General features: G+C 42.4%; 10 protein-coding genes, 2 tRNA genes and 1 pseudogene. 6 read left to right on the plus strand and 7 right to left on the minus strand.

Translation table 11 applies throughout. From position 1 onward, the window contains the following. Window positions 1-131: 131 nt before the first annotated feature. Window positions 132-274: pseudogene (locus PX482_RS21570) on the plus strand (IS1 family transposase); the annotation flags it as partial. Between the two features lie 158 nt (window positions 275-432). On the opposite strand, the gene PX482_RS21575 reads toward PX482_RS21570, so the two are convergent. Together PX482_RS21575 and PX482_RS21580 are read right to left on the minus strand one after the other, a co-directional pair. After that, a tRNA-Arg gene (locus PX482_RS21575) sits at window positions 433-505 on the minus strand. Window positions 506-593: 88 nt separating this feature from the next. Continuing rightward, window positions 594-1,733: a ferrochelatase gene (locus tag PX482_RS21580; protein ID WP_288122998.1), complete on the minus strand. Its 1,140-nt coding sequence runs from the start codon at window positions 1,731-1,733 to the stop codon at window positions 594-596. 198 nt (window positions 1,734-1,931) lie between these two features. On the opposite strand from PX482_RS21580, the gene PX482_RS21585 reads away from it, so the two are divergent. Further along, complete coding sequence (locus tag PX482_RS21585) at window positions 1,932-2,690, plus strand: LmeA family phospholipid-binding protein (RefSeq protein ID WP_002757745.1); 759 nt, start codon at window positions 1,932-1,934, stop codon at window positions 2,688-2,690. A gap of 154 nt (window positions 2,691-2,844) precedes the next feature. Here the strand turns inward: PX482_RS21585 and yidD are convergent, their stop codons facing one another. Then, the gene (gene yidD, locus PX482_RS21590; protein WP_002757748.1) at window positions 2,845-3,075 is read right to left on the minus strand and encodes a membrane protein insertion efficiency factor YidD; all 231 of its coding nucleotides are present in this window, start codon (window positions 3,073-3,075) and stop codon (window positions 2,845-2,847) included. A 55-nt stretch (window positions 3,076-3,130) separates the two neighbouring features. Here yidD and PX482_RS21595 point away from each other — a divergent pair, with 55 nt between their 5' ends. The 4 genes from PX482_RS21595 (at window position 3,131) to tsaB (ending at window position 5,673) form a co-directional block, all read left to right on the plus strand. Then, the gene (locus tag PX482_RS21595) at window positions 3,131-3,817 is read left to right on the plus strand and encodes a diacylglycerol/polyprenol kinase family protein (RefSeq protein WP_002757750.1); all 687 of its coding nucleotides are present in this window, start codon (window positions 3,131-3,133) and stop codon (window positions 3,815-3,817) included. 216 nt (window positions 3,818-4,033) lie between these two features. Continuing rightward, the gene (locus tag PX482_RS21600) at window positions 4,034-4,906 is read left to right on the plus strand and encodes an aldose epimerase family protein (protein WP_288122999.1); all 873 of its coding nucleotides are present in this window, start codon (window positions 4,034-4,036) and stop codon (window positions 4,904-4,906) included. A 63-nt stretch (window positions 4,907-4,969) separates the two neighbouring features. Further along, window positions 4,970-5,041, plus strand: a tRNA-Lys gene (locus tag PX482_RS21605). A 29-nt stretch (window positions 5,042-5,070) separates the two neighbouring features. Beyond that, complete coding sequence (gene tsaB, locus PX482_RS21610; protein ID WP_002757754.1) at window positions 5,071-5,673, plus strand: tRNA (adenosine(37)-N6)-threonylcarbamoyltransferase complex dimerization subunit type 1 TsaB; 603 nt, start codon at window positions 5,071-5,073, stop codon at window positions 5,671-5,673. 90 nt (window positions 5,674-5,763) lie between these two features. Here tsaB and PX482_RS21615 read toward each other — a convergent pair whose 3' ends face one another. The 4 genes from PX482_RS21615 to PX482_RS21630 all read right to left on the minus strand — a co-directional run bounded on the left by PX482_RS21615 (window position 5,764) and on the right by PX482_RS21630 (window position 11,358). Continuing rightward, on the minus strand, window positions 5,764-6,546 hold the full coding sequence (locus PX482_RS21615; protein WP_288095711.1) for a choice-of-anchor I domain-containing protein: 783 nt from the start codon (window positions 6,544-6,546) through the stop codon (window positions 5,764-5,766). 158 nt (window positions 6,547-6,704) lie between these two features. Beyond that, window positions 6,705-8,756, minus strand: a complete 2,052-nt coding sequence (locus tag PX482_RS21620; protein ID WP_002761709.1) for an FAD-dependent oxidoreductase — start codon at window positions 8,754-8,756, stop codon at window positions 6,705-6,707. A gap of 438 nt (window positions 8,757-9,194) precedes the next feature. Further along, window positions 9,195-9,758, minus strand: a complete 564-nt coding sequence (locus PX482_RS21625) for a Uma2 family endonuclease (RefSeq protein ID WP_002761711.1) — start codon at window positions 9,756-9,758, stop codon at window positions 9,195-9,197. 73 nt (window positions 9,759-9,831) lie between these two features. Beyond that, window positions 9,832-11,358, minus strand: a complete 1,527-nt coding sequence (locus PX482_RS21630; RefSeq protein WP_043999316.1) for a bifunctional aminoglycoside phosphotransferase/ATP-binding protein — start codon at window positions 11,356-11,358, stop codon at window positions 9,832-9,834. Window positions 11,359-11,713: the final 355 nt, after the last annotated feature.

An 11,713-nucleotide genomic window follows, 5' to 3' on the forward strand; every position in this document is an offset into this window, starting at 1 on the left:
ACGTTCAAAAACCTTGCATTATCCTTCTTGTAGTACATCGCTTGGTACAAAAAACAAGGGCAACAAAGCCTAAAACGACCGACTCCTGACGACCGGCTACTGACTCCTACCCCCAGGAAAAACTTTTTCAGCAGACCCTAAATAATACCTTTCGACAAAGGATTTCTCGGCTGGTGAGAGAGAGTCTATCTTTCTCTAAAAAAATGGAGAATCACGTTGGGGAACCCTTTGGTATTTTATTCATGACTACAATGCCCAATTAGCAAAGGTTTGAGCTATCACCACTACAATAAAATCACTACCCAAATTTCATTCCTCTACGCAGAATTCACACCACCTCAAGTTCAATGCCAGACCAGAAGCTCATCAGAGCAACTTGATTCGCAATTGGCAGCCCACCACATCCGCCTTCCCATACCTAGTCGGCAATAACGGGTACGGTAGGGATCGAACCTACAACCGTCCGCTTAGAAGGCGGATGCTCTATCCATTGAGCTACGTACCCAAGAAAGCACAATTATAGATTATAGCTCCAACAGTGACAAGTGGTAGGACTAATTTTCGCCGTTGCCCCTCTTTGCCACTGTCCAAGCTTAATGATGGTGGTGATGTCCGTGGTGATGATGGTGATCGGAATGAATGTGAGGAATTGTTACAGAACTATTGACAGATAAAGCCTCTTGTGATAGTAAAGCTTCGATATGTTCCTCGGCCCAATCGGCGACCATCTGGCAAAATTCGGGGTTATCGTTGACACAGGCCATCTGCACATAATTAACCTGGTCGTGTTTGCGGCGTAAAGCTTCGATAATATGCTCCACATCCAGTAAAGTTTCGTGATTTTCCGTAGCAAAGCCAATCGGCATGAAAATTAAGGCTTTTGCCCCCAATTCAATCAAATTCTTCGCCGCTAACTCTGCATTCGGTTGCGTCCATTTAATTAAAGGGGTTTGGTGATTTAACCAACCCACAGAAATCAAGGGATAACGATAGATTAATTTTTCCCGGACTAACTCGTATAAAGCTTGACTTTCATCGATTCCCGACGTAAATCCCTTAGCTTCGTGGGGACAACCGTGATTCATTAAAATAATGCCAATTTGCGAGGGAAGACAGCTACTAGCTACCTCAGCAGCGATTTTTTCCTCCACTAACCGCGCCATTAGCTCTATGTAAGCGGGTTGGTTATAAAACGAGGGAATATAGCGCAATCCTTTGACCCAATGTTCCCCCGTTTGTCCCTGAGCTAAAGCTTTGTTAACTTGTTCGATCGCAATGCCACTGGTAAAGATAGAATCAACAACGAGGAGAGGATAGATCAAAATTTTCTCGAATCCCCGTTCGCGGATTTCCGTTAACACCTGTGCCGGTAAAAAAGGCGCGCAGAAGTTAAACGCTTTGAATACCTCCACCCGATTACCCCATTTTGCCTGTAAATTGCGCTCGATTTCCTGTCTTTGATGCTCGAAAATGTGGTTATGGGGCGAAATAAAGTGATTATGCTGGTGCTGCCATTCGTGTAGGTCAAATAGGGCCAATAATTTCGCTAGGGGAGGATAAACCCAAGTCGGTACAGGAGCGAACTTAGCCGTCAGCAAATTTAAGGCCTGTTCATTATAGTTGGCAAAGTCCTCATAACTCTCCACTTCCCCGTATCCCATCAATAATACCGCCACTCGATCGCTGTGGTTGTGGGTAGCGGCTAACTGTTGTTGATCTGAAATGGCAACCACGTTTTTAACCCCGATTTTCTAAGTGAAAAACGCTATATCACTGGGATAGTAGCACTTTTCTATCCTATCCCCTAGCACGGGATAGACCGCTAAAAATTTATAACCTCTACAGAATCATACAGATTGCTTATCATCCTCATTAATAAAACGAGATGTAAAGAAACTTTAAATAATGTTAAGATCGTTGTAGTCCCACCTATGAGAGATATGACAGCAGGCGTGTTTGGTAGCTTACCTTTTCCCAATCAGAGCGGCGATCAACTCATCAGTAAGGCGGTGAGTGCTGCGATCGCTGCATTATTCAAACGGACAGGCAAGCTGAAAGCCACTGTCCGCGCCGAACCCGTGGCCAAATTACTGCAAGGCAGTATCGACGGTTTTGACTTTATCGGTCAGTCGATGCTGATGTACAATGGCCTACGCATCGAAGCCATGGAATTGTATGTACAAGCGGTGGCGATCGATTTTAGTGCCATTTTTACCGGACAGGTAAAACTCCGTCAACCGACGCGGGCCACTTTGCGGGTAGTTTTAACGGAAGAAGACTTAACCACCTCTTTTAATACACCTTTTATTGTCGAAAAACTGCAAAGATTAGAGTACGAAGGTAAATCAATTCACTGTCAGAATACGGAATTAATTCTCAATGACGATAAAACTTTAACTCTGAAAAGTCTCATCAAATTGGGAGAAGAAGAGCCAATTCTTCTAGAAATGACCACTGCTGTGGTTGTGGAAGAACGGCGAAAAATTCAATTTGTTGAGGTGGTTTATCAAGGGGACGAAAGATCGAAAGCTTTAGGAGAAGCTTTAATCAGCCACGTTAACAACCTCATGGATTTAGATAAATTTGCCCTCGATGGTACCCAATTAAGAGTCGATCGACTACGTTTAAAAGATAAACAGATCATCTTTTATGGCATCGCCGATATCGAGCGTTTTCCCCAAAGAAAATAGGCAATCATCAACGGGTCTAAAAATATCAAGAGTTTTACAGACTTTACCCTAAAAATGAAGTATAACCTAATTTGGTATTGACTCCTGAATCCTGACTCCTGAATCCCCAAAACGAAAACCTCGTATCTCACCATTGAGATAACTACTGTGGCTTTTAATCGTGCTTGTGGCTACAGGGAGGCACAGGATCGTAACCTCCGGGGTGAAAGGGATGACAACGGAGAATACGCTTAATTGCTAACCAAGAACCCCGCAGCACACCAAAGCGATCAATCGCTTCCATGGCATACTGGGAACAGGTGGGTTGAAAACGACAGGAAGGGGGAAATAGCGGCGAAATAAACCGTCTATATCCCTCAATTAAGCCAATAAAAATTCCTTTCATCAATGTCACCTCGATCGCCTAAACTAAATAGATAGTCAATTTTCGCTTTTGCCACGTGGAACTATCCCACTCTCTCCTATTTTCGATCGGTTTAGTCGCCTGTTACCTAGCTGTTCTGATTCTGATCGCTGAAAAATTAAAAAGTCTTTTCAGTACCGATGGCGAAATTACCCGCAAAGTTGTCCACATTGGCACAGGAAACGTCATCCTTTTTGCTTGGTGGTTAAATATCCCCGCTTGGGTGGGAATAAGTGCGGCCATCCTAGCGGCAATTATTGCTATCCTATCCTATTTTTTCCCCATTTTACCCAGTCTTAATAGTGTTGGCCGCCGCAGTTGGGGAACTTTTTTTTATGCTGTTAGTATCGGTGTTCTCGTGGCTTATTTTTGGCCAATTTCTCACCCCGAATATGCGGCAATGGGTATTTTAATTATGGCTTTAGGAGACGGATTAGCAGCCCTAGTGGGACAAAATTTTGGTCAACATCCCTACAAAATTTTCGGCAGTGGCAAAAGTCTGGAAGGTTCCCTGACTATGTTAGGAGTCAGCTTTCTAGTCAGCTTGATTATTTTATCTTTTGTTAATGGCATTAATCCGCCAATTATTCTAGTATCTTTATTAACAGCGATCGGAGCCACTATTCTAGAAACTTTCTCGAAACTAGGTATAGATAATCTCACTGTACCCGTTGGTAGTGCCGCAATTGCCTATTTTCTTACCCAAATTTTCATCTCAAGCTAGGCTATCTCAGCTTATTCACAAGGGCCGAATCTAAAACCTCATTGGTTAAGCTAAGTAGGGAGGCACAATTATTTGTTAGGATGGGTTAGTAGTAGCGTAACATGAGCGGGTGTTGGGTTTCATGCTTCAACCCAACCTACGTTCTATGTTAGCAATCAGCTTTTTAGTCAGCTGTACCGATAACTGATAACTGATAACTGATAACTGATAACTGATATGACCTTTACTATCACTCAAAACCAAAATCAATATCTTACCTATTGTCTCAAGGATGAAGAAGCTGACGCTTATCTGGAAGTGGTTCCCGCTAGGGGAGGAATCATCACCCGTTGGCAAATTTGCGGAGAAGATATTTTATATCTGGACACAGAAAGATTCAAAGATCCTAACCTCAGTGTGCGAGGAGGAGTCCCGATTTTATTCCCTATCTGCGGCAACTTACCCGATAATACCTATCAACACCAAGGCCGAAACTATAGCCTCAAACAACACGGATTTGCTCGTGATTTACCCTGGCAAGTGAGCAAACAAAGCACCGAAACTGCCGCTAGTTTAACCCTAGAATTAAACAGTAATGAAGCAACTCGTCAAGTCTATCCCTTTGATTTTCAATTAATCTTTACCTATCAACTGCAAGGAAACAGCCTCAAAATTCACCAAAAAGTTATTAATCTTTCACCCGAAAAAATGCCCTTTTCTATCGGGTTCCATCCCTATTTTCAAGTCACCGATAAAACCCGATTATCTTTTGATATTCCCTCCTCCCAATACCTCGACCAACGCAGGAAAACCCTCCATTCCTACTCCGGCAACTTTGACTTTAATCTCGAAGAAATTGATGCCGCTTTTCCGCAAATTACTCGCCATCAAAGTAGTTTTAGTGATTCCTATCATCAGCGTCAAATTATCCTCAGTTACGATAATCTCTATACAACTATAGTTTTTTGGACTCTGAAAGATAAAAATTATATCTGTCTCGAACCCTGGAGCGCCCCCCGCAACGCCCTCAACACAGGCGAACATTTGAACTACATGGAACCCCAGAGTAGCCGTGAGGCGATCGTGGAAATGCGAGTCAATCAAATTTAAATTACCCCTTGACTTAGCCCAGATAAGATGTTATATTGATGAATCGTGTGCAGAACACGAAACGGGTCGCTAGCTCAGCGGTAGAGCACTCGGCTTTTAACCGATTGGTCTTGGGTTCGAATCCCAGGCGACCCATAAAAACTTACTGATACAGAAAGATTGACTTGTCTTCCCCTGTCTATGGATTAGCCTTGCATACCAGCAGTCCCCAACTAGGACTGGCCCTCTCTAATTTCAGCGATGATAGTCGTCAACAAACTTGGGACTTAGACAGGGACTTATCGAACCTATTCCACCCCTATCTAAAACAGTTCCTAGCCCCGCAAAAATGGGCTGATTTAGCCTTTCTAGCCACCGCTAAGGGGCCGGGGAGCTTTACCAGTACCCGCATCGGTATAGTCACGGGTAGAACCCTAGCACAACAATTACAGCTACCGATTTTTACCGTCTCCAGTTTAGCGGCCTTTGCTTGGTCACAACGGGATTTTTACCCCCTTGATACCCATCTAGCCCTAGAAATGCCCGCAACTAGGGGAAAATTGTATGTGGGCATCTATCGGGGTAATCGGGTTTATTTAGCTGATAGGCTGATGACTCCAGAACAATGGCAGCACACTTTAGAAAACTTAACTATTTCCTATCAAAGATTAGCCACACCCAGTTATTTAGGCATAAATGCCGCCGATATCCTCGATTTAGCCCATTTGGACTGGCAAACGGGAAAACGCCCCCATTGGTCGGAGGCGCTACCATTTTACGGGATGTGATTAATGGATTTCTTGCAAAAATCAAAAATCTTCCGTTAGGTGAGGAGTAAGGAGCCAGTAGTCAGGATTCAGGAGAATTAAGAATGAGCATTAATCAATTAAATGCTCTAATTGGGAATTCCCTCTTTTTTTCAAACTATAGCCAGCTAGTCCGAGGGTTACTAATCCTAAAACTGCGCTAGGTTCTGGGACAGGTTTCACGGAATAAATCGCCACATTACGACTGACTTCATTGGCAACAATTAACAGGGGAGTACCATTGGGACTATCGGCAGCGGGAATAAATAATAATCCTTCGGGAGAGATATCGCCTAATTGCCAATCGTTGATATAATCAACAAAGAAAGGATGACTAGGGTTGGTGATATCATAAACCATGAAACCGCCAGCCCTTTCTATTCCCACAAAAGTATAGAGACGATTGCCTACAGTTCCCACGGCTAAACCTTCCGGTTCTGGGCCGCGGTTATCGCTACGACTATCGAAACTACTAGGAGTACCATCGGAATTAAAGATACTAGGAGTTAGGGGAGTTGCCGAAAAAGCCGCCAAAATTTGTTCAAAATCATCGCCGCTATCGAAGACTTGGGACAGTCCATTAGTGACATTCCAAATCGAAAAAGAACGACCACCGTAGGCAAAAAGTTGACTATATTGACCTTGGTCGTTACGTCCGTCGATGCTAGAAACATCCAAACGGCCGAGATTTTGGGCTAATTGCAATTCGGCGGCATTAGGAAAAACATTGGGGTCTAAGGTTAAACTAGAAACTCGTCTGGCCTCATCTCTAGTATCCCCTTCGTTGGCAGTAATTAGGGTTAGCTGAATAAATCTAAAAACCTTGTTGGGTAAGACTTTTAGACTTTTTGTCAATCAAAAAGTACCAGATATGGGAGTGGTCGGGGGGAAAATTCCGGGACTTTTTCCCTGAAAATTAGGTAATTTACCCGATGAAAATGGGTAAAACCCCACACCCCACACCCCACACCCTACACCCTGCCCCTAGGAAAAACTTTTTCAGCAAATCCTAATTAATACCAATCATCCATCGACCGGAAAATTGAGGCATCGGGGAACATAGTTGGATTACCACTAGCGTCGATTTTTTGCCGTAATTCTCGCAATTGTTGATTGCCGATGAGAAAATCATTTTCTACTAATTGATAGGGCAGTACATTATTATCTAAAGCATACACTGCCGTGATGCCGGCAGCTACCCCAGAGGACCACTCGAAGGAATGGACACGATAGGCGGCCGCGGCAATATGACTAAGGGCGATACTTTTGCCCGCTATCAGTAAATTATCGATTTTTTGGGGAATTATAGCCCTTAAAGGGATCTCGAAGGGATAAGCTTGCCCTTGTCCCTGTCTTTCTCCTGCTTTTTCTGTATTACCCGGTTTTTCGGGGGGATGTTCCGTCATGCAGGGATGAAAATCAATCGCATAGTGACCGATACCGACGGAATCGGGGTAAATGGTAGAGCGCTTGCGTTTAACGGCCTGATCGGGGGATAATGTGCCATCAAGTACGGAAAATCCCTCTAATCCTGCCAAGGTGGCAATTAAGCGCCGATATTCTGCCGGAGAAAGATTTTGACGATAGAAATCGCTTTGAAAATTTTGTCGGGAAATATCGATTTCTGTGACGGTAAAACCATCGGGGTAAGTCAGGGAAGGACGACCGATAATCCGTCTTGCTTCCCGAATATAGGGATATTTTGACAAACCATGGGCAGTTCCCATGGGAGAATCAAAACCGGAGAGATAACGGTTATTCAAATGGGGAACTTTTACCCCGTCCCCTAACTGGGAATCGGTGGTCCCTTCTACTAACCAATAATAGTAGGAAATGGCGTGTTCTTCGCCCCTCGCGAGGGTTTCGGTGCGTAATCCTCCCATCCATCCCCCCGGAGATAACTGTCCTAACTTTTGCAACTGTTCACGGGTGTAGATAAAGTTATCCTTCGCAGTCCCCGGACGGTAATCATTTCCCCAGGTCCAATTCTGCATGGAAATATCCCCCGGGACGGGTTCGGTAAAAGTAATTCCCCCAAAGGTTTTCTCTTTACCCAGTTGCGGACTCCAAATACGACGATAGGTGAAAACTAGGTCAAAATCGGCTAATCGCGGCAATTCATAGCTAAAATAGGGGGCATAGCGTTCATAATAAACGGGTTTCTCGTGGGTTTGTGGTTTTTCTGTTTCCTCCATGGCGAAGGTATAGGTAAAGCCTTGGGTACAGTAGGGGTCTCCAGTGACGCTAGAGGAAGAAGGTTCGAGATAACTGCGCTTATCGACACCTAAACGGTAGGGAATATCTGATAATCCGATTATTTCCCCTGTTTCGGTCGCTTCAATCACATACCAATCCGCTAATTGATTCGGTTGGGAGGATTTGGGGACAAAACGGAGGATTTTCTTATCAAAACGGGGAGAATTTTCGTAGCGATAGATATCCTCCATTTTTTGCGATAAAAACTCGGTATTTAGGGGAGGAGTACCTTTTACGGGACTATGTTGAATAGCAATTACACTGGTAATCTGTTGACCGGTACCGCGATTGGGTAAAGTTTCAATATTTAATTCTTTGACTACCGTGGAGGGAAACCATTTCAGAGTTCCTTTGCCTTTTTTGGCAGCGTCTTCTAACTGTTGAAATAATAATTTATGTCCATCAAAAGGCAAAAAACAAGACCCGCTTACCCAACATTCTCCGGGGTTGCGTTTCCCGTAATGCTTTCTAATTCTTTCCCTAAATTCTAGATAACCTTTCGGGAAAAATAATTTTTCTCTTTGTGTCCGTCTTTCATCTAATGCGGAGGTTCCCTGAGAAGATATCTGTCCACCCACCCAGTCGGTAATCTCGGTTAAACAGACGGTTTTTCCTAATAATAAAGCTTCGTAGGCCGCACCGGCACCGGCTAAACCACCACCCACCACCAGAATATCACAGCCGACGGTTTGATCTGGTTCTCGCGGGGGGGCTGCTAGGGTGAGGGGAGTGAAAGCTTGCAGGAGAAATAATCCCAGAGAGAGGGATTTAAGAGGAGTAAAGTGATGATTGAAAATTTTAGGTGACATTATTGACAAATATCAATGTTGTGACTGAGAGTTTCCTCTTTCGGCTCTTCGGTTTGTGTTATGCAATGGACGGGAGTTATAAGGGATGGAACCCTTATATAGAAAGGCATTTAGCGATTTTTGTCAATTGTTTTTGCTCTAGAGCGAACTAATCAATTAAGTCTTTTGCCAGATAAGGATTTAGTCGATTTATGCCCTCCTATCGAACCATAACAAGTAACGAAGAGCCCCTCTTTCTTTGAAGCAGTAGCGAGAGAATCTGTTCCTGAAATCCTGATTGTTTTTTTGGGCAATATTGAGAACTTTGTAGCTTGATGCTGGCTTTTGAGAGATTATACATCGCCAAGCTGACAATCGATCGCTTTTCTGGAAATGTCTTGACAAAATAGAGATAGCCTGATTCGGTGTCATTCCCTTTGTTATTCCCTGTAATCCTTCCTAAGTTAAATTCAAAACAAACCCGGGTAAGACATCTTCCCCGGATAAAATAGCAGGTAAATTAATAATTTCCCCATCGCTATTTAGTCGGTAGATTTCCACCTGCTGCTGTTGAGGATTAATCAACCAACCCAAACGTAAACCACTGGCTAAATATTCGCGCATCTTGTCGCGTAAAGAGGTTAAGGAATCGGTACGAGAACGTAATTCAATCACAAAATCAGGACACAAAGGTGGGAACTTTTCTCGCTCTTCTGCGCTCAAAGCTTCCCATCTCTCCCGTTTTATCCAAGCAACATCAGGAGAACGATATCCTCCATTTGGTAAACGAAAAATTGTCGAAGAACTAAACACCTCACCAAGTTGAGTTTGCTCGTTCCATACCCCAACTTTAACAATCAAATTAGCTTCTTGTTTACCAGTATTTCCACCCACGGGAGGCATAATTAATAATTCTCCTTTTTGATTACGTTCTAAATTCCATGTTTGATTAGCCTGACAGAGATGATAAAATTGTTCATCAGTCAAATTAACTGTCTCTAGATTTAACACTACAGTTTCCATCGCTTCTCCTTTTTGCTACTTTATCAACTATAACTTAATTATAAGAATGGCCCTATCGTTGATTCATCTCAACCTATTTACCTAATTGACTCTCTAAAAATTCTGGCCAATTGGGATTAGTAGTGTCTAGGGAAATTAGATAGGGTTGTTCTTTTTCATTAAAAGGTTCTGTTTTCTCAATTTGGGCATTTAAAACCTCGATAGTAGCGTCAGAAATATCGCCTTTTCTAGCGGCAATCCGTTGTTTTAAAACTTCTATAGGTGCGTGACAATGGACAATATGAAAAGGAATCTGTAAATTTTGGGCATAGGTTAATAAGGGTTCTCGCCAAGCATATTTATCGTAGCGTGCATCGAGAATAACTGGATAACCTAAAGCTATTAAAATTTCGGCTAATTCCGCCAGTCTAGCGAAGGTTTTTTGACTCATTTCGAGACTATATATGTCTAGACTTCCTGTTTGATTTAAGTCAATTCCAGCCAAATGTTTGCGAACTGCATCGGAACGAATCTGAATAGCATTAAGATTTTTAGCAATTACTTTACCTATGGTACTCTTACCCGATCCAGAAAATCCCGACATCAGAATTAATCTCGGTTTCTGCGGTTGGGTGTACTGCCAAGCTAATTGATAATAATCTTGTGCATTTGCTTTAATTTTCTCGGAAAAACTGTCACCATCAAGCAAAAAACTATTGACTTTTGCCCTCACATATGCTTGTCTGGTCAGGTAGAGAGGCAAGACTTTTAAACCCTCCCAGTCCGCGGTTTGTTCTAAATAAGTATTGACAAATAAATTAGCGAAATCTTCTCTGCCCCTAGCGGTTAAATCCATGACTGTAAAAGCAATATCATACATGACATCAACGAAGCGAAAAGATTCATTAAATTCTATGCGATCAAATAATTGTATTTCTCCCTGCCACTGACAGATATTATTTAAATGTAAGTCACCGTGACATTCGCGAATCATCCCTTTTATTTGTCTTTCTTCTAACCAATCTCCGTGTTCTGCGAAGAATTTATCTGTATAAGCTTTCGTTTCATCGTATTGTTTTTGGGTTTGGACAAAATTAATATATTTCTCGGTTTGTTGGTAGTTTTCATCAAAAGCTTGTTTAATAACTTCTAAATTGCCAAATTGAGTAATATAGGAATTAGTCACAGCTTGTCGATGAAATCCTGCCACTTTTTCAGCCAAAGATTTTATAGCTTTTTCCGTTAGTTCTCCCCGTTCAAAAACTTTACTCAGTAAACATTCTTGGGGAAACTGATTCATTTTTAAAATGTATTCGATCGCTTTTCCTTCTCCATTTAAACTTATGCTACCCTGTTGATCATTAATTGACAAAACTTCTAGATAGATATTATCGGCGACTTTTTTATTTAACTCTAGTTCCTGTTCTAGATAATACTTTCTCTTTTCTAAAGTGGAGAAATCTAAAAAATTATAATTAACTGGTTTCTTGACTTTATAGGCATAATCTCCTGTCAAGAAGATAATTGAAGCATGGGTTTGGATAATTTCAACGGGAATTTTGACAGAATGAGGATAAAAGTCAGGATTTTTTAATTCTTCGATTAATCGATTGCTATCCATAGCGAGAACTCCTATCGGTTGCATCTCATTTGTATAAATTTACTAGGTTGGGATTTTTCCAGGAAAACCCTCAGCTAAAATTGGCTGTTATTTCCGATTTTATCACTTAATCTTTGACTCTTGGGGGATTCTACCCCCCAAACGCGGGAAAGCATTAGCTTTGCAAGTGGGATGCTTACACGGGGTTGTTCATACATTTGTACCAGTTTAAGGATGACTATCTAGGGTCTGCTGAAAAAGTTTTTCGTGGGGACAGGGTGTGGGGTGTGGGGTGTGGGGTGTAGGGTTTTACCGATTCTCATCTGGTCAATTACCTAATTTTCAGAGAAAAAGTCCCAGAATTTTCCCCCTATCT

It is taken from the genome of Microcystis sp. M53602_WE12 (assembly GCF_030065455.1).
In the GTDB taxonomy this organism is placed as follows: Bacteria; Cyanobacteriota; Cyanobacteriia; order Cyanobacteriales; family Microcystaceae; genus Microcystis; species Microcystis aeruginosa.

Excerpts from the sequence above, each read along its gene's own strand:
- PX482_RS21585 (WP_002757745.1), top strand. The coding sequence starts at position 1,932 with ATGAGAGATATGACAGCAGGCGTGTTTGGTAGCTTACCTTTTCCCAAT.
- yidD (WP_002757748.1), bottom strand. The coding sequence starts at position 3,075 with ATGAAAGGAATTTTTATTGGCTTAATTGAGGGATATAGACGGTTTATT.
- PX482_RS21600 (WP_288122999.1), top strand. The coding sequence starts at position 4,034 with ATGACCTTTACTATCACTCAAAACCAAAATCAATATCTTACCTATTGT.
- PX482_RS21620 (WP_002761709.1), bottom strand. The coding sequence starts at position 8,756 with ATGTCACCTAAAATTTTCAATCATCACTTTACTCCTCTTAAATCCCTC.
- PX482_RS21625 (WP_002761711.1), bottom strand. The coding sequence starts at position 9,758 with ATGGAAACTGTAGTGTTAAATCTAGAGACAGTTAATTTGACTGATGAA.
- PX482_RS21630 (WP_043999316.1), bottom strand. The coding sequence starts at position 11,358 with ATGGATAGCAATCGATTAATCGAAGAATTAAAAAATCCTGACTTTTAT.